Origin of the sequence: Stakelama portus, assembly GCF_003171655.1 — a bacterium.
Taxonomy (GTDB): domain Bacteria; phylum Pseudomonadota; class Alphaproteobacteria; order Sphingomonadales; family Sphingomonadaceae; genus Sphingomonas; species Sphingomonas portus.
The window spans coordinates 143770-162093 of the sequence record NZ_QFZL01000006.1 but is presented as its reverse complement, the minus strand read 5'-3'; the positions used below and the strand labels follow the sequence as shown (position 1 = coordinate 162093).

General features: G+C 63.7%; 17 protein-coding genes. 15 read left to right on the top strand and 2 right to left on the bottom strand.

The annotated features are described in order from the left end of the window. Positions 1-46 precede the first annotated feature (46 nt). Entirely contained in the window at positions 47-1411 is a 1365-nt protein-coding gene (locus DKB74_RS15975) for a methyl-accepting chemotaxis protein (protein ID WP_109809178.1), read from the bottom strand. A gap of 17 nt (positions 1412-1428) precedes the next feature. Further along, on the bottom strand, positions 1429-2754 hold the full coding sequence (locus DKB74_RS15970) for a methyl-accepting chemotaxis protein (RefSeq protein WP_193504486.1): 1326 nt from the start codon (positions 2752-2754) through the stop codon (positions 1429-1431). 313 nt (positions 2755-3067) lie between these two features. On the opposite strand from DKB74_RS15970, the gene sdhC reads away from it, so the two are divergent. The 15 genes from sdhC (at position 3068) to odhB (ending at position 18288) form a co-directional block, all read left to right on the top strand. Beyond that, entirely contained in the window at positions 3068-3421 is a 354-nt protein-coding gene (sdhC, locus tag DKB74_RS15965; protein WP_239987558.1) for a succinate dehydrogenase, cytochrome b556 subunit, read from the top strand. Then, positions 3414-3800 carry a succinate dehydrogenase, hydrophobic membrane anchor protein gene (gene sdhD / locus DKB74_RS15960; protein WP_109809176.1) on the top strand — a complete coding sequence of 129 codons (387 nt, stop codon included), beginning with the start codon at positions 3414-3416 and terminating at the stop codon, positions 3798-3800. The genes sdhC and sdhD overlap by 8 nt, the downstream gene beginning before the upstream one ends. Continuing rightward, positions 3800-5602, top strand: a complete 1803-nt coding sequence (gene sdhA, locus DKB74_RS15955) for a succinate dehydrogenase flavoprotein subunit (protein ID WP_109809175.1) — start codon at positions 3800-3802, stop codon at positions 5600-5602. The genes sdhD and sdhA overlap by 1 nt, the downstream gene beginning before the upstream one ends. 363 nt (positions 5603-5965) lie before the next feature. Further along, positions 5966-7003, top strand: a complete 1038-nt coding sequence (locus tag DKB74_RS15950; RefSeq protein ID WP_109809174.1) for a C13 family peptidase — start codon at positions 5966-5968, stop codon at positions 7001-7003. An 8-nt stretch (positions 7004-7011) separates the two neighbouring features. After that, entirely contained in the window at positions 7012-7938 is a 927-nt protein-coding gene (locus DKB74_RS15945) for an ATP-dependent Clp protease proteolytic subunit (protein WP_476715123.1), read from the top strand. 114 nt (positions 7939-8052) lie between these two features. After that, the gene (locus DKB74_RS15940; protein WP_109809173.1) at positions 8053-8835 is read left to right on the top strand and encodes a succinate dehydrogenase iron-sulfur subunit; all 783 of its coding nucleotides are present in this window, start codon (positions 8053-8055) and stop codon (positions 8833-8835) included. Between the two features lie 31 nt (positions 8836-8866). Next, positions 8867-9298 carry a GFA family protein gene (locus DKB74_RS15935; RefSeq protein ID WP_161956890.1) on the top strand — a complete coding sequence of 144 codons (432 nt, stop codon included), beginning with the start codon at positions 8867-8869 and terminating at the stop codon, positions 9296-9298. A 17-nt stretch (positions 9299-9315) separates the two neighbouring features. Beyond that, positions 9316-9762: a PaaI family thioesterase gene (locus DKB74_RS15930; RefSeq protein ID WP_109809171.1), complete on the top strand. Its 447-nt coding sequence runs from the start codon at positions 9316-9318 to the stop codon at positions 9760-9762. Beyond that, positions 9759-10874, top strand: a complete 1116-nt coding sequence (zapE, locus tag DKB74_RS15925; RefSeq protein ID WP_109809170.1) for a cell division protein ZapE — start codon at positions 9759-9761, stop codon at positions 10872-10874. The genes DKB74_RS15930 and zapE overlap by 4 nt, the downstream gene beginning before the upstream one ends. 9 nt (positions 10875-10883) lie before the next feature. Then, a complete protein-coding gene (locus DKB74_RS15920) occupies positions 10884-11450 on the top strand; it encodes a hypothetical protein (RefSeq protein WP_109809169.1) in 567 nt (188 codons plus the stop codon). Between the two features lie 185 nt (positions 11451-11635). Next, positions 11636-12598: a malate dehydrogenase gene (gene mdh / locus DKB74_RS15915; protein ID WP_109809168.1), complete on the top strand. Its 963-nt coding sequence runs from the start codon at positions 11636-11638 to the stop codon at positions 12596-12598. A gap of 111 nt (positions 12599-12709) precedes the next feature. Further along, complete coding sequence (locus DKB74_RS15910; RefSeq protein WP_275658174.1) at positions 12710-12976, top strand: GIY-YIG nuclease family protein; 267 nt, start codon at positions 12710-12712, stop codon at positions 12974-12976. 51 nt (positions 12977-13027) lie between these two features. After that, entirely contained in the window at positions 13028-13912 is an 885-nt protein-coding gene (gene sucD, locus DKB74_RS15905; protein WP_109809166.1) for a succinate--CoA ligase subunit alpha, read from the top strand. A 217-nt stretch (positions 13913-14129) separates the two neighbouring features. Continuing rightward, entirely contained in the window at positions 14130-17060 is a 2931-nt protein-coding gene (locus tag DKB74_RS15900) for a 2-oxoglutarate dehydrogenase E1 component (RefSeq protein WP_109809165.1), read from the top strand. Between the two features lie 4 nt (positions 17061-17064). Beyond that, positions 17065-18288 carry a 2-oxoglutarate dehydrogenase complex dihydrolipoyllysine-residue succinyltransferase gene (odhB, locus tag DKB74_RS15895; protein ID WP_109809164.1) on the top strand — a complete coding sequence of 408 codons (1224 nt, stop codon included), beginning with the start codon at positions 17065-17067 and terminating at the stop codon, positions 18286-18288. The last annotated feature ends 36 nt before the right edge of the window (positions 18289-18324 follow it).

Genomic DNA, 18324 nt, shown 5'->3' with positions numbered 1-18324 from the left:
ATAGCGCGGCGGCGCGCAAATCAGAACCGATGTCTTGCGGTGCGATTCAGGGCGCGACCGATGCCGAGAATGTCTCTGCCGCTTCCTGCAGCCGATGCAGCCGTTCGTCGACATCGGTCACATCGCATTGCAGCGTGTCGATTTCGACCGTGATCGAATGCGTATCCTCACGGATCGCGACGATCGTGCCCGACATCGAATCGGCCGCCAGCGCGGTTTCGTCGACGGCGGCGGTGATCGCAGTCACCGTCTGCGCCTGGACTTCCATCGCCGAACGGATGCGCGCGGCGCTTTCCTGTACTTCGCTGACCGTCGACCGGATCGATGCGTTGGTTTCGACGGTCGATGCCGTGGCCGACTGAATCGCCGCGATCTTGGCGGCGATATCGTCGGTGGCGCGCGCGGTCTGGTTGGCCAGGCTCTTCACTTCCTGCGCCACCACGGCAAAGCCGCGCCCGGCATCGCCGGCACGCGCGGCTTCGATCGTCGCGTTGAGCGCCAGCAAATTGGTCTGGCCAGCAATGTCGCGGATCAGGCCCAGGATCGATTCGATCGATTTGGCATGTTCGGACAGCAGTTCGGACATGCCGACCGCGTCGCCCGCCTGCGACGATGCGCGGGTGGCGATTTCGGCGGCAACCTCAACCTCGCCGCGTGCATCCTCGATCGCGCGGATCAGGCCGGCTGCGGTCTGCGCCGCTTCGCGCATCGCCACGGCGGATTGTTCGGCGGCGGCGGCGACTTCGCTCGCCTTGCCCAGCATCGAACGCACCGATAGCGAGGCATTCTGCGCCTGCACGCGCATGCGGTTGCCGCGATCGGTCGCGCCTTCGATCGATTCGGCGATGCCCGCGCGGAAAAGCTCGGTACCGCGTCGTCGGATTTCGACCTGTTCGGCCTGTTCGCATGCGGCAAGGTGCGACGTCATCAGATCCGCTTCGACCAGCGCCAGCCGCTGCACGACATCGCCGAGCCGCGCCATGCGATCGGCATCATCGGGAATCTTGGCGGCGATCAGCGCCAGGGTGCGGCTATGGGCATGGGCGAAGGCGGCGAGCAGGGCGACAACCGGAATTCCGCGACTGCGCACGGCAAGCACATGACCGCAAGCGATCTGCATCCATTCTTCGCCAAAGGGATCGACATATTTGACGCGGGTATAATCGCTGCTGTTGCTGATCAGATCGCGCAGCATCATGTCATTGAGTACGGCACGCAGCGGCGCGACAGCGGGCAGCGAGATATAATGGTCCCAGAAACTGCGGGCGACCGTCTCCCACTCGTCGCGCAGCAATTCTGCCAGCTCGGCGCAACCGGGCGCAATTGCATTGTCCCAGTCATAGCCGCGCAGCCGGGCGGAAAACGCCCGAACCGTTTCTTCCGGCGCGGCGTGAGGGGAAAGGCTCGCCATCGCTACGCTCCCTGTTGTCAGGCTGCGACCTTTCCGACGAAGTCGCTCGCTTTGTTCTTCAGGCTGCCCAGCTCGCTGTCGAGCGTGGCAAAGCCCATTCCCACCCGGTCGATTTCCGATGCCACGGCTTCGGTATCCTCGCGGATCGCGGCGATGGTCGCCGACATCGAATCGGCCGCCAGCGCGGTTTCGTCGACGGCGGCGGTGATCGCAGTCACGGTCTGCGCCTGGACTTCCATCGCCGAACGGATTCGGTTCGCGCTGTCCTGTACTTCGCTCACCGTCGACCGGATCGATGCGTTGGTTTCGACGGTCGATGCCGTGGCCGACTGAATCGCCGCGATCTTGGCAGCGATATCGTCGGTGGCGCGCGCGGTCTGGTTGGCCAGGCTCTTCACTTCCTGCGCCACCACGGCAAAGCCGCGCCCGGCATCGCCGGCACGGGCGGCTTCGATCGTCGCGTTGAGCGCCAGCAAATTGGTCTGGCCGGCAATGTCGCGGATCAGGCCCAGGATCGATTCGATCGATTTGGCATGTTCGGACAGGAGTTCGGACATGCCGACCGCGTCGCCCGCCTGCGACGATGCGCGGGTGGCGATTTCGGCGGCAACCTCGACCTCGCCGCGCGCATCCTCGATCGCGCGGATCAGGCCGGCTGCGGTCTGCGCCGCTTCGCGCATCGCGACCGCGGATTGTTCGGCGGCGGCGGCGACTTCGCTCGCCTTGCCCAGCATGCCGCGCGCGGAGGCCGATGTGGTTTCGGCCTGATTGCGCAGCGTATCGCCTTCCTGCGACGCGCGCTCGACCGTGCTGCCGATCGAATCGCGGAATTCGCCGGCCAGCTTGTCGCGCGCGATCGCGGCGGTGTGTTCGCGATACATGTTATAGATTTCGACGGTGATGTCGCCTTCCAGCGCCGACAGCCGCATCAGCGTGTCGATCAGCCGGGGCAGGCGCGCGTCGGTCGGCTCCAGCCGCCGAGTCAGTACTTCCAGCGCCGCGCGATCGCTGGCGTTGATCATCGACAACAACGCCATCGGCTGTACCTTCGCCGCATAAGCGGAGGCGACCGACCGTTCGATCGATTCGATCCAGCCCATTTCCGAAGTGTTGAGGAACCGGTCCTTGAGGAACGTGACCCCCAGGCCGATCATCTTTTCGGTTTCCTGCGGTGCCCAGCTGCCCTCATGTGAGAAGCAACGCTGCCATTGCAGCCAATAGGCCTCTGAAACTGCGCGGATTTCCGGTTCGAGCGTTTCCCATGCGTCGCGTGCGGACGCGACCAGCGAGCCTTCGAAATCGAATATGTGCAGGCGCGATCCGACATCGATTCGGCGGCTCATCGTGCCTGGAGCGGGCAAGTCGCTGGGAAGCGTTTCGCTCACGTCGTCACATCCTTTTACTGCGCATGGCGGCCATGGGCCGGGAACAGCCAGCAGCTATTACCGAAACAGGTTAAAGGCAGGTTAGTTACGCAATCCGTTCCGATCGCGACGGCGTGCTTCCTGCGTGGAAGCGCGGATGCGGCTTGCATCCGCGCGCATGGCGTCTAATTAGGCCCGTCTACCGTTAGGGGGAGCCCGTTCCTTGGCCAATGTCAGCAAACCTGCGCGTCCGCTGTCGCCGCACCTGAGCATCTGGAAGTGGGGACCGTCGATGGCGGTCTCGATCATTCACCGCGCGACCGGCTCCGGCCTCGCCACTGTCGGGACGATCCTGTTCGTCTGGTGGCTCGTCGCTGCCGCCGGCGGTCCCGGCACCTATGCCGATTTCACCGGCATGTTCACGCTCGAATCGGGCGCGCTCAATATCGTCGGCTGGGTGCTTGGCATCGGCCTGACCTTCTGTGTGTTTCAGCACATGATGAGCGGCCTGCGGCACCTGTTCCTCGATATGGGCGCCAATTTCGAACTCAAGTCGAACAAGACCACCGCCTATCTCACCTTCATCCTGTCGGTGGTGCTGACGCTCGGCTTCTGGCTCCTCATGCTGGAGAAGTGGAATGGGTGACGGAACCAGCATCGGCCGCGTGCGCGGCCTGGGTTCGGCGCATGAAGGCGCGCATCACTGGTGGCACCAGCGGCTGACGGCGGGTTCGAACCTGCTGCTCGTCCTGTGGCTGATGGTGTCGCTGCTGCTGCTGCCCAATTACAGCTATGAAACCATCGCGACCTGGATGGCCTCGCCCTGGGTGGCCGTGCCGCTGATCCTGTTCGTCGTCAGCGTCTTCTATCACTTCCGCATGGGGCTCCAGGTGGTGATCGAGGATTATCAGCACGACGAATCGCGCATCGTCCTGATCGTGCTGCTCAACTTCTTCACGATCGCCGCCTCGGCGCTGGCGATCTTCTCCATCCTCAAGATCGCCTTCACGGCGGGAGCGGCCTGATGGCGGACGCGTACAAGATTATCGACCACAGCTATGACGCCGTCGTGGTGGGCGCGGGCGGATCGGGCCTGCGCGCGACGATGGGCGCGGCCGAAGCGGGCCTCAAGACCGCGTGCATCACCAAGGTGTTCCCGACGCGCAGCCACACCGTGGCCGCACAGGGCGGCATCGCGGCGAGCCTGGGCAACAACACGCCGGATCACTGGACCTGGCACATGTACGACACCGTCAAGGGGTCGGACTGGCTGGGCGACCAGGACGCGATCGAATATATGTGCCGCGAGGCACCGGCCGCAGTGTACGAGCTCGAACATGCCGGCGTGCCGTTCAGCCGCAACGACAATGGCACCATCTATCAGCGCCCGTTCGGCGGCCATATGCAGAATATGGGCGAAGGCCCCCCCGTGCAGCGCACCTGCGCCGCGGCGGACCGCACCGGCCACGCCATGCTGCACGCGCTCTATCAGCAGAGCCTGAAGTACAGCGCGGATTTCTATATCGAATATTTCGCGCTCGACCTGATCATGGAAGACGGCGCGTGCCGCGGCGTGATCGCCTTGTGCCTGGAAGACGGCTCGATCCATCGCTTCCGCAGCCATGCGGTGGTGCTGGCGACCGGCGGCTATGGCCGCGTCTATCAGTCGGCGACGTCGGCGCACACCTGCACCGGCGACGGCAATGCGATGGTGCTGCGCGCGGGGCTGCCGCTGCAGGACATGGAATTCGTCCAGTTCCACCCGACCGGCATTTACGGCGCGGGCGTGCTGATCACCGAAGGTGCGCGCGGCGAGGGCGGCTATCTCACCAATTCCGAAGGCGAGCGTTTCATGGAACGCTATGCCCCTTCGGCCAAGGATCTGGCGAGCCGCGACGTCGTGTCGCGCTCGATGGCGATGGAAATCCGCGAAGGGCGCGGCGTCGGCAAGGAGAAGGATCATATCTTCCTTCACCTCAACCATATCGATCCCAAGGTGCTGCACGAACGGCTGCCCGGCATCACCGAAACCGGCAAGATCTTCGCCGGCGTCGACCTGACGCGCGAAGCGCTGCCGGTGGTGCCGACCGTCCATTATAATATGGGCGGCATTCCGACCAATTATCATGGCGAAGTCGTCCATCTGAAGGACGGCAATCCGGACTCGGTCGTCCCCGGCCTGTTCGCGGTCGGCGAAGCGGCCTGTGTGTCGGTGCACGGCGCCAACCGGCTCGGCTCCAACTCGCTGATCGATCTGGTCGTGTTCGGTCGCGCGACCGGCCTGCGCCTCAAGGAAACGGTGAAGCCGGGCACGCCGCACAATCCGCTGCCCAAGGATTCCGAAGCGCTCGCGCTCGGCCGCCTCGACCATTTCCGCAACGCCAAGGGCGGATCGCCGACGGCGGACATCCGCGCCGACATGCAGAAGACGATGCAGAAACATGCCGCCGTCTTCCGCACGCAGGAGCTGATGGACGAAGGCATCGCGCATATGGACAAGGTCTATGCGCGGATGCAGGACGTCGACGTCACCGATCGTTCGCTGATCTGGAACACCGATCTGGTCGAAACGCTCGAGCTCGACAATCTGCTGTGCCAGGCGCTGGTGACGATCCGTTCGGCCGCCAACCGCAAGGAAAGCCGCGGCGCGCATGCGCATGAGGATTATCCTGAACGCGACGATGCCAACTGGATGAAGCACACGCTGGCGACGTTCGAAGGCTGGGGCGGAAACAGCGGCACGGTGTCGCTCGATTACCGCCCGGTCCATGATTTCACGCTGACCGACGACGTGAACTATATCGAACCGAAAAAGCGCGTTTACTGAGCTGAACTGCCCGAAGGCCGTGGCTTTCGGTCGATACGAAAAGAGTGCGCCGCGACCAGCCCGGTCGTCGGCGCACTTTTGCTTTGGGATCGGCGAAGCATCGTCTGCGGATCCGGTGCGCGCCCGCAAAAACCCGCTGTCCTACATTTCCCAAATCTGCCACGTCCGCTCGCGCTATCGTTAGAATCGGCCATCGCGCACACGCCCGCGCGCGCATCACGTCGCGAACCGGTGCGAACTTTGTACGGATTTGCGTGGTTTTTCGTGGCTGACCCAAATCGGGCCCGGCGGTTTTCAGGTCGCTTGACTCGCCGCGCGGCAGCGCGACACTGCATGGGATAGGGCCATCCGGGGGAAATCGGCATGAAGCCATCGATTGACCTGCTGCGTCAGCGGCTGCGCGACCTGGGTGCGGCGCTGGGCGTCGCGCTGATCGCGGCGGTTTCGGTCGCGGCGCAGACGGCGCCGGGCGAACAGGGCTGGTCGATTCCCGAACATCAGGGCGATTTCCCCAAGCTGCTCGTCGGCAAGAGCCGGGCGGAACTTGCCGCCAGTCTCGATCGCGGGCCTCAGATGGAAACCGGCCGTTCGCCGCAATGGTATCTTGGCCAGCACCGCAAGATGGCGCAGGCGCTTGGCGGGCTTCAGCCGGGGCAGCCGGGGCGCGTCGATGCGTTCGTGCTGGCGGTCGGGCTCGACAGCGATCCCGTGTTCGGACGCGAAACGCGCGAGGCGGGCAAGGTGCTCGAACGGCGCTACAACGCCGCCGGACGCACGATCGTCCTCGCCGGGACGGACGGTCGCGGGCCGAGCGACTTGCCCAACGGATCGCCCGAGACACTGGCACAGGCGCTGGCGCGCATCGCCGAACTGATGCAGCCAGAGGATGTGCTGGTTTTCTATTCCACCAGCCATGGCGGCGTCGGGTTCGGGCTGGTCTATCATGACGGCGATGAAGGATTTGGCTTCATTTCGCCCGAACGGTTGAAAGCGATGCTCGACGATCTGGGCATCCGCAACCGGCTGCTGATCCTCAGCGCCTGTTATTCGGGGCAGTTCGTCGCCGCGCTCGCCAGCGATACCACGGCGCTGTTCACTGCCGCTTCGGCCGACCGCCCCTCATTCGGTTGCATGTCAGAGAATGACTGGACCTTTTTCGGCGACGCGCTGATCAATCATGCGATGCGCAAACCGGTGCCGCTGGCCGACGCCGCGCTCGATGCGCAGCGGATGATCGCGCGGTGGGAAGCGGGCGCGCATCTCGCTGCATCGAACCCGCAGACCAGCATCGGCGCCAAGGTGCGCCAGTGGCTCGATCCGCTGGAAGCGCAAATGCCGCAAACGGCAACCCAGCCGGTCGGCAAGCCCGCCACGGCGGCGCTCGAAAACCTGCAGCATTAGGGGATTTTATGGCAAGCGGTATCGAATTGCCCGAGCTGCCGAGCTGGCTGAAGGACAGTTTCTCGAACAAGCTGGTGCGGATCGGCCTGGGGGTGATGATCGCGCTCGGCCTTGCGGTCGTCGTGCGGCGGATGCTCGAAAAGCGCGAAGCCAAGCGTCAGGCGCTGTCCGCCGCCGCCGAACCCGAACTGCTGCGCAACGAAACGACGCAACCGATGGCGGCATGGCCCGCGCCCGCACTTGCCGCGCCCGAACCGGCGCCCGATGCGGTTTCGGCGGAACCTGTACCCGTTCAGACGGTTGCGCCCGGTATGAACGATCCCGTACCGCCCGCCGCGCCCGCATCTTCGCCGCCCGCGCCGATATCGCAGGAAAGCCGCGCGCGGCTCTATCCGCTGCTCGCCCGCCCGCACATCCATCTGTCCGGTCCGGTCGACCAGACCATGTATACCAGCTTCCGCGATCAGCTGAAGGAAGCGCCCAGGGAAGGGGCTCTGGTCGTCGCGATCTCGACGCTCGGCGGCGATCCGGAAGTTGCCCGGCTGATGGGCGATGAAATCCGGCTGATGCGCGAATATCAGCAGCGCGAAATCCTGTTCCTCGGCAAGGTCGCGGTCTATTCCGCCGGCGCCACCTTCATGGCGGCGTTTCCGGTCGACAAGCGGTTCCTGACCAAGGAGACGCGGATCATGATCCACGAGCGGCTGATGACCAGCACGATCAACCTGTCCGGCCCGCTCAAGACATTGACGGCGACGCTTCGCGCCAAGCTGCACGAAATCGAACACAGCGTGCGGATCGAGGAAGAAGGGTTCCGCGATCTGGTCGCCGGGTCCGAAATCGCATTCGACGAAGTGTGCAAGCGCGCCCCCGAAAACTGGTATATCGAAGCCGGTGAAGCGCGCGACCGGGGACTGGTGCTCGACGTGATCTGACGTATCGGGGGCGTTCCGCGATGGTGCGGCGCGCCATTGCGTTTGCGACACGGCCCCTGCTTGTGTATCGGTCGCCACGCGCGCCCGACGCGGCGATCCGGAGACGAGAGAAAGATGGCCGAATTCTTCCTGCCCAAGAACAGCAAGATCCAGTCGGGCACGAGCCATTCCGCGCCCGAAGGGGCAAAGCGGATCAAGAAGTTCAAAATCTATCGCTACGACCCCGACTCGGGCAAGAATCCGCGCTATGACAGCTATGCGATCGATCTCGACGATTGCGGGCCGATGGTTCTCGACGCGCTGATCAAGATCAAGTCGGAACAGGATCCGACGCTCACCTTCCGCCGTTCGTGCCGTGAGGGCATTTGCGGATCGTGCGCGATGAACATGGGCGGCCGCAACGGCCTTGCCTGCACCACTGCAATGGCGGACATTCCCGGCGAAATCCGCATCACGCCGCTGCCGCATATGGACGTGATCAAGGACCTCGTTCCCGATTTCACGCATTTCTATGCGCAATATGCGTCGATCAAGCCGTGGCTGCAGACCGTGTCGACCACGCCGTCGGGCAAGGAACGGCTCCAGTCGCCCGAGCAGCGCGAACAGCTTGATGGCCTTTATGAGTGCATTCTGTGCGCCTGCTGCTCGACCAGCTGCCCCAGCTATTGGTGGAACAGCGACAAGTTTCTCGGCCCGGCGATCCTGCTTCAGGCCTATCGCTGGCTCGCCGACAGCCGCGACGAAGCCACCGGCGAGCGGCTCGACGCGCTGGAAGACCCGTTCCGGCTCTATCGCTGCCACACGATCATGAACTGCGCGAATGTCTGTCCCAAGGGGCTTAGCCCGGCCAAGGCGATCGCGGAGATCAAGAAGATGGAAGCCGAACGTCTGGTCTGACCCGTCGGGAGCAACGCGCGGAGAGAAGCGAATGACCGGAATTGCCGAGGGCGTCGAAGTTGACGGTGGGTGTCTTTGCGGCGCCCTGCGCTATCGGTTGACCGGTCCGACTCGCCGCGTCGTTCAATGCTGCTGCAAGGATTGTCAAAAGGCGACCGGCACCGGCCACACCACGATCATCGCCGTCCATCGCGACCAGCTCGCGCTTGACGGCACGCCGCGCACCTTCACCAATGTCGGCGAAACCGGCGGCAAGGTTACGCGCCATTTCTGCGGCGAATGCGCGGGCCGCATCTACACCTCAGGCGACCTGCCCGGCGATATTATCCTGGTGCAGAGCGGATCGCTGGACGATCCCAACGTCATCTCGCCCGAGGCCGTGATCTATATGAAGGAAGCGGTGGCGTGGGACCGCTTCGATCCGGACCTGCCCCGGTTCGAAGCGATGCATACGCGAGTCTGAGCCGCCTGTACGCGCTTATGTCCGACCCCTTTTCCTTTGCCCCCGACCCGGAACATCCCGGCTGGATGCGCTGGGAACTGCGCGATACGACGCGGTTCAACGCCTTTCTCGGTCCGATCCTGACCCGGATGGAGGGCGATAAGGCGCTGGTGCGGATGACGACCGGGCGGCGCCATTCGAACCTGGCCGATTCGACGCATGGCGGCGCGCTGCTGGGCTTCATGGATGTCGCCCTGTTCGCCGCTGCGCGCACGTTCGGATCGATATCCGCCGCCGAGGCTGTGACGCTCGACCTGTCGGCGCAGTTCATCGCCCCCAGCCGGATCGGCGATCCGATTGTGGCGGAAGTCGAATTGCTGCGTGAGACCGGGCGATTGTTGTTCATGCGCGGGTTGGTGAAACAGGACGATACGGTTCTTGCCAGTTTCACCGGCACCGTCCGCAAATCATCGCCGCGCCCGTGACCGGCGTCCTCGCGCGATATGAGGCGCTGGTGGCCGCAGGCGAACTGCGCCCCGATGCCGAACAATCCGCCGCTGCGCATCGGCTCGACAAGCTGGCTTATGAACTCGAACGCGGGCCGCGCAAGGGCAGCCTGTTGTGGCGGATCGCCGGCGGGCGCAAGGAACCGGCACCGCGCGGCGTTTATATGTGGGGTGGCGTCGGGCGCGGCAAATCGATGCTGATGGACCTGTTCAGCGGCTGTCTGAAGATCGACCGCAAGCGCCGCGTGCATTTCCACGAATTCATGCTCGAAGTGCACGACGCGCTCGAGGTGCAGCGGCGCAAGGCAGCCGACAAGCCGGTCGCCCGCGTCGCCGCCGATCTCGCCGCCAATTTGCGCGTGCTCGCCTTTGACGAGATGGTGGTCAACAACCCGGCCGACGCGATGATCCTCTCGCGGCTGTTCACCGAATTGATGGATCTGGGCATCACGGTGGTGGCGACGTCGAACCGGCCGCCGCGCGATCTGTACAAGGACGGGCTCAATCGCTCGCTGTTCCTTCCGTTCATCGAACTGATCGAGACTCAGATGGACGTGGTCGAACTCAACGGGCCGACCGATTATCGGCTGGCCCGGCTCGGCAGCATCGATACCTGGCTGACGCCCAATGGCCCGCAAGCCACGCAGACGCTGTCCGACGCATTTTTCCGCCTGACCGATTATGCGGTCGAGGATCGGGCGAAAGTGCCGTCGGAGGAAATCGATGTGCCGGGCGGGCGCACATTGTTCGTGCCCAAAAGCCTGAAGGGCGTCGCCGTCTTCTCGTTCAAGCGGCTGTGCGGCGAAGCGCGCGGCGCGCCCGATTATCTGGCGATTGCCCGGCGTTATCACACCGTCATCATCGTCGGCATTCCAAGGCTCGGTCCGGAAAATCGCAACGAAGCCGCGCGGTTCGTCACGCTGATCGACGCGCTCTACGAACATAAGGTAAAGCTGCTCGCTGCGGCCGATGCCGATCCCGATCACCTTTATGTCGCAGGCGATGGTGCCTTCGAGTTCGAACGTACCGCCAGTCGCATCCACGAAATGGGATCGGACGAATATCTGGCGCAGGGACATGGTGAGAGCTAGCGTGGAGTCATGATACCATATTTTGCGCTGGCGCTGCTGCCTCTCCTGGCACTCTCTCCGGTCGAGGCCGACACGCGGCTCGACGAGACGCTCGCTGCGTTTGACGCGCAATGCGCCCCGCTGGACAGCGTGGATGGACTTGCGGCACGCGCAGAAACTGCGGGCTGGACCGCTTTCACGCCCGACGCGGATAGTTCGGCAGGCAAGCTGCTGACGATAACGCAGGATGCTGCCGAGAAATCCGGAGTCGCATTGGACGCGCGCACGTTTCGAAACGCTGTCTATGGCGACCGTGTGTTGTTCGTCGCACAGGTCAGTGCCACGTCCGGAGCCGGATCGGTCGAGTGCCGCATACTCGATGAAACGGGCGGCGCGCCCGATATCGAACCGCTGACGCAATGGGCGGGACGCGCACCGCAGGTGCGGACACTGCCTTCGGGCGCGGCAAGCTGGTTCTGGCCGGGCGGCGTCCGGGTCGAGGCGAATTTTACCGTCGCACTGTACGTCGAACCAGGCACCTCGGCGGCGCAGGGCGGTGTCGGCTTTCAGATTGCCAGCGCCCGGGTCACGCGCTGACTGCGCTTATTGCAGTTGCGAATTAGTTGCAAAGATAATGTCTTAGGACGGTGGATCGCGGGTTGCGGCGGCTCTATAAAGGGCCTAAGCCGCCGTCGCTTCCGTGCGCGGGAGGATTTTCCGGCGCGCGCGTAAGGGAATTTTCGGCCCCGCAATGGCGGGGCAGCAGCGGATTAGGAGATCCCATGGCCCGCAAGAAGATCGCGCTGATCGGTTCCGGTATGATTGGCGGCACGCTCGCGCACCTCGCCGCGATGAAGGAATTGGGCGATATCGTCCTGTTCGACATTGCCGAAGGCATGCCGCAGGGCAAGGCGCTCGACCTTTCCCAGTCCGGCCCGGTCGAAGGTTTTGACGCCGATCTGAAGGGCGCCAATGACTATGCCGATATCGCCGGCGCCGATGTAGTGATCGTCACTGCCGGCGTGCCGCGCAAGCCCGGCATGAGCCGCGACGACCTGCTCGGCATCAACCTCAAGGTGATGAAGTCGGTCGGCGAAGGCATTGCCGCCCATGCGCCCGATGCGTTCGTCATCTGCATCACCAACCCGCTCGACGCGATGGTTTGGGCGCTGCGCGAATTTTCGGGCCTGCCGCACCAGAAGGTCGTCGGCATGGCGGGCGTGCTCGATTCGGCGCGCTTCCGCACGTTCCTGGCACAGGAATTCGACGTGTCGGTCGAAGACGTCACGGCGTTCGTGCTTGGCGGCCACGGCGACACGATGGTTCCGGTCGTCGAATATTCGACGGTCGCGGGCATTCCGATCCCCGACCTTATCAAGATGGGCTGGTCGACTCAGGAGCGGATCGACGCGATCGTGCAGCGCACCCGTTCGGGCGGCGGCGAAATCGTCGGCCTGCTCAAGACCGGCTCGGCCTTTTATGCGCCCGCAACCTCGGCGATCGCGATGGCCGAAAGCTATCTGAAGGACAAGAAGCGCCTGCTGCCCTGCGCCGCGCATCTGACCGGCCAGTACGGCGTCGACGACCTCTATGTCGGCGTGCCGATCATCATCGGTGCGAACGGCGTCGAGCGGATCGTCGAAATCGAACTGAAGGAAGAGGCCAAGGCCAATTTCGACAAGTCGGTCGACGCGGTCAAGGAACTGCTGGTCGCATGCAAGGGCATCGACGAAAGCCTGAAGTAGAAACAATCCGTGTTCAACCGTCACCCCGGCGTAGGCCGGGGTCCAGTTCGACATTAGAACTGGGCGTAGTGCCGGGAAGGGACGGGAAAGTGGAGAAGCGGCTACGTCTACATCATGGCCAGCGGACGCAACGGGACGCTGTACATCGGAGTGACGGGCGATCTGGTGAAACGGGCATGGCAGCACCGCGAAGGTGCGCTTGATGGCTTCACCAAACGCTATGGCTGCAAATATTTGGTCTGGTTCGAGGTCTATGATCGTATCGATTCTGCGATCCGGCGAGAGAGGCAGATGAAGGAGTGGCGGCGGGCTTGGAAATTGCGCGAGATCGAGGAAATGAACCCCGATTGGCACGATCTCTTTCCGACGCTGATGTAAAACTGGACCCCGGCCTACGCCGGGGTGACGACTGAAAGGAATGGCTGGCGGATGAGCATTCTCGTCGACAAGAATACCAAGGTCATCACCCAGGGCATGACCGGCGCGACCGGTCAGTTCCACACCCAGGCGGCGCTCGATTACGGCACGCAGATGGTGGCGGGTGTGACTCCGGGGAAGGGCGGCGAGACCTGCCTGGGTCTGCCGGTCTATGACACGGTCGCCGAAGCCAAGGACAAGACCGGCGCCGACGCGTCGGTCATCTATGTGCCGCCGCCCTTTGCCGCGGACTCGATCCTTGAAGCGATCGACGCGGAAATCCCGCTGATCGTGTGCATCACCGAAGGCATTCCGGTGCTCGACATGGTCAAGGTGAAGCGCGCGCTGTCGGGTTCGAAGTCGCGCCTGATCGGTCCGAACTGCCCGGGCGTGCTGACGCCGGGCGAGTGCAAGATCGGCATCATGCCGGGCAACATCTTCTCCAAGGGATCGGTCGGCGTCGTGTCGCGCTCGGGCACGCTCACCTATGAAGCGGTGTTCCAGACGACCAATGCGGGCCTGGGCCAGACCACGGCCGTCGGCATCGGCGGCGATCCGGTCAACGGCACCAATTTCATCGACGTGCTCGAGAAATTCCTCGCCGACGACGAAACCAAGTCGATCATCATGATCGGCGAAATCGGCGGCAGCGCCGAAGAAGAAGCCGCGCAGTTCCTGAAGGACGAAGCCAAAAAGGGCCGCAAAAAGCCGATGGTCGGCTTCATCGCGGGTCGCACGGCGCCTCCGGGCCGTCGCATGGGCCATGCCGGCGCGATCGTGTCGGGCGGTCAGGGCGGCGCCGAGGACAAGATCGCGGCGATGGAGGAAGCGGGCATCCGCGTTTCCCCTTCGCCCTCGCTGCTCGGCGAGACGCTGGTCGAAGTCCTGAAGGGCTGAACCAAATCCCCTTCTCCCGGGTTTGCTCCGGGGGAGGGACTTTAACGAACGGGCATTAAACCATCCGTTCGTTGCCGCGATCAGATGGGCCGGGGGGCGGCGTGCGCCGTCCCGTGCCTGCCCATGCTGACACCGGCTGTTGCCGTTTCCGGATGCGCCGGAACCGGCGTTCCGCAACTTCTCCCGATTTGGGAGAAGGAGGCAGGGAAGAGTGACAATGGGCTACGAAGGCCTGGATTTCGCAGATATCGCCGGTGGGGTGAGCCCCGCCTTTGTCGAAACGCTCTACGCCAAGTTCAAGGCCGACCCCGCGTCGGTCGAACCGGGCTGGCGCGAATGGTTCGACGGGCTGGAAACCACTGTTTCGGGACCGAGCTGGAAGCGCAAGAACTGGCCGCTCAGCGATACCGATGCGCTGACCGCCGCGCTCGATCCGACGCAGATGGAACCTGCGGCCAAGCCCGCCAAGGGTGGCAAGCCTGCGGCAGAGCCCGCCGCGGCGCCGTCCGTCGATGCGGTGAAACAGGCCGCCGGCGATTCGATCCGCGCGATGATGCTGATCCGCACCTATCGCGTGCGCGGGCATCTGGCGGCGAATCTCGACCCGCTGGGCCTGCACCATTCGGAAATGCCCGAGGATCTGAAGACCGAATATCACGGCTTTCCCGACAGCGACATTGACCGTCCAGTCTATCTGGGCGGTGCGCTGGGCCTCGAAACCGCGACGATCCGCGAACTCGTCAACATCCTGCGCGCCAATTACTGCGGCAATGTCGGCCTGGAATATATGCACATCGCCGATGTCGAGGAGCGCCGCTTCCTCCAGGAGCGGATGGAAGGGCGCGACAAGGCGATCGAATTCACCGAGAACGGCAAGAAAGCCATTCTGAACAAGGTGATCGAAGCCGAGGAATGGGAGAAGTTCCTCGGCCGCAAATATGTCGGCACCAAGCGTTTCGGCCTTGATGGCGGCGAAGCGATGATCCCGGCGATGGAAGCGATCATCAAATATGGCGGCCAATATGGCGTGCGCGAAATCGTGTACGGCATGGCGCATCGCGGTCGCCTGAACATGCTCGCCAATGTGATGGGCAAGCCCTATCGCGTGATCTTCCATGAATTTGCCGGCGGTTCGGCGAACCCCGACGATGTCGGCGGTTCGGGCGACGTCAAATATCACCTGGGCACCAGCACCGATCGCGAATTTGACGGGATCAGCGTCCATATGTCGCTGGTCGCCAATCCCTCGCATCTGGAAGCAGTCGATCCGGTCGTGCTGGGCAAGGTGCGCGCGCTTCAGACGATGCGCAACGACCTGGAGGCGCATGAGGAAGCGCTGCCGGTGCTGCTGCACGGCGACGCCGCGTTCGCCGGGCAGGGTATCGTGTGGGAGACGCTCGGCTTTTCCGGCATCCGCGGATATAATACCGGCGGCTGCATCCATTTCGTCATCAACAACCAGATCGGCTTTACCACCAGCCCGCAATTCGCGCGCTCCTCGCCCTATCCGTCGGACGTGGCAAAGGGCGTGCAGGCGCCGATCTTCCATGTGAACGGCGATGATCCCGAAGCAGTGACCTTTGCCTGCAAGATGGCGATCGAATTCCGCCAGCGGTTCAAGCGCGACATCGTCATCGACATGTGGTGCTATCGCCGCTTCGGCCATAATGAAGGCGACGAACCGAGCTTTACCCAGCCGCTGATGTATGCGGCGATCAAACAGCATCCGCCGGTCAGCCGTATCTATGGCAAGCGTCTTCAGGAAGAAGGCGTGATCGACGGCAATTTCATCGATGCCACCACGAAGAACTTCACCGAGCTGCTCGAAGGTGAATTCGAGGCAGGCAAAGCCTATCTGCCCAACAAGGCGGACTGGTTCGGCGGGCGCTGGAGCGGCCTGGGCGCGCCGGTGGATCCGGAAAATGCGCGCCGCAACATCGAAACCGGCATCGACAAGAAGCTGTTCGATTCGCTGGGCCGCACGCTGACCGACATTCCCGAAGGCCTTACGATCCACAAGACGCTGGGCCGCGTCATCGACGCCAAGCGGGCGATGTTCGAAACGGGCGAGAATTTCGACTGGGCGACCGGCGAGGCACTCGCTTTCGGAGCGCTGCTGTCGGAAGGCTATGGCGTGCGCCTGTCGGGCCAGGATTCGGGCCGCGGCACGTTCAGCCAGCGGCATGCGGTGTGGGTCGATCAGACCGACGAGCATAAATATGTGCCGCTCAACGAAATTCCGCATGGCCGGTTCGAAGTGCTCGACAGCCCGCTGAGCGAATATGGCGTGCTCGGTTTCGAATATGGCTATGCACTGGCCGACCCCAAGGCACTGGTGCTGTGGGAGGCGCAGTTCGGCGATTTCGTCAACGGTGCGCAGATCATGATCGATCAGTATATCGCCGCCGGCGAAGCCAAGTGGCTGCGCGCCAACGGCCTGGTGATGCTGTTGCCGCACGGATATGAAGGCATGGGCCCCGAGCATAGCTCCGCGCGCCCCGAACGCTTCCTGCAATTGTGCGCGCAGGATAATATGCAGGTCGCCAACTGCACCACGCCGGCCAATTATTTCCACCTGCTCCGCCGCCAGATGCATCGGAATTTCCGCAAGCCGCTGGTGTTGATGACGCCCAAATCGCTGTTGCGGCACAAGCTGGCGGTTTCCACCGCGCGGGATTTCCAGGGCGACAGCCATTTCATGCGCATCCTGTCGGACACCAATCCGGCGGCCGACAAGGATACGAAGCGGCTGGTTCTGTGCACCGGCAAGGTCGCCTATGACCTGATCGAGGCGCGCAACGCGGCGGGGGACAAGAACACCCAGATCGTCCGCATCGAGCAACTCTATCCCTTCCCGGGCGATCCGCTGGCCGTGCGCCTCGCGCGGATGACCAATCTCGAAGACGTGGTCTGGGCACAGGAAGAACCGAAAAATGGCGGAGCCTGGTTCTTCGTCGAGCCGCTGATCGAGGAAGCGCTGGCCAAGGCCGGCGTGAAGCCCCGGCGCGCCCAATATGCGGGCCGCCATGCCTCCGCCTCGCCTGCCACGGGTCTGATGAAGCGTCATCAGGCCGAACAGGCAGCGCTGATCGCGCATGCGCTCGGCCACAATGTCCGCGAAGAAATCCGCCGAACCAAGGAAAGCTGATTCAATGGCAACCGACGTCACCGTGCCCACCTTGGGCGAATCGATCACCGAAGCGACGCTCGGCGAATGGCTGAAGCAGCCGGGCGATCCGGTCGCCGCCGATGAGCCGATCGCAAGCCTGGAAACCGACAAGGTTTCGGTCGAAGTTCCCGCGCCGGTCGCCGGCGTGATGGGCGCGCACAAGGTGCAGGCCGGCGATACCGTCGAAGTCGGCGCCGTGATCGCCTCGGTCGAGGAAGGCAGCGGCGGCGGCGCCAAGGCTGCTCCGGCACCTGCGCCCGCTCCCGCCGAAGCTGCGCAGCAGGCGCCGGCGAGCAGCGGCGATGTTGCCGCCGCGCTCTCTCCGTCGGTGCGTCGCGCGGTGCTCGAACATGGCGTCGATCCCTCGACGATTCAGGGCACCGGCAAGGACGGTCGGATCACCAAGGAAGATGTCGAGGCTGCTGCCGCGAACAAGGGCGCTGCGCCTGCCCCGACACCCGCTCCGGCGGCTGCGCCGGCACCTGCGGCTTCGGCACCGGCCGGCGGTCGGAACGAAGAACGCGTGCGGATGACGCGCCTGCGTCAGACGATCGCCAAGCGCCTCAAGGAAGCGCAGGATACCGCCGCGCTGCTGACCACCTTCAACGATGTCGACATGACCGCCGTCATGGAAGCGCGGGCCAAGTACAAGGACCTGTTCGAAAAGAAGCATGGCGTTCGCCTCGGCTTTATGGGCTTCTTCGCCAAGGCCGTGTGCATGGCGCTGAAGGATATTCCGGCGGTCAATGCGCGGATCGACGGCGAGGAAATCGTCTATCACGATTATGCCGATATCTCGGTTGCGGTTTCCGCGCCGCAGGGTCTGGTCGTTCCCGTCATCCGCTCGGCCGATGCGATGAGCGTTGCCGAAATCGAGCGGACGATCGGCGACTTCGGCAAGCGCGCCAAGACCGGCGACCTCAAGATGGAAGAAATGAAGGGCGGCACCTTCACCATTTCCAATGGCGGCGTGTTCGGTTCGCTGATGTCGACGCCGATCATCAATCCGCCGCAGTCGGCCGTGCTCGGCCTGCACCGCATCGAGGACCGTCCGGTCGTCGTGAACGGCGAAATCGTGATCCGTCCGATGATGTATATGGCATTGAGCTATGACCATCGCCTGATCGACGGTCGCGAAGCGGTCACGTTCCTCGTCGCGGTCAAGAACGCGATCGAGGATCCGACGCGGCTGCTGATCGACCTGTAAATCCGGGAGACATTTCCCACATCCGTTCGGGCTGAG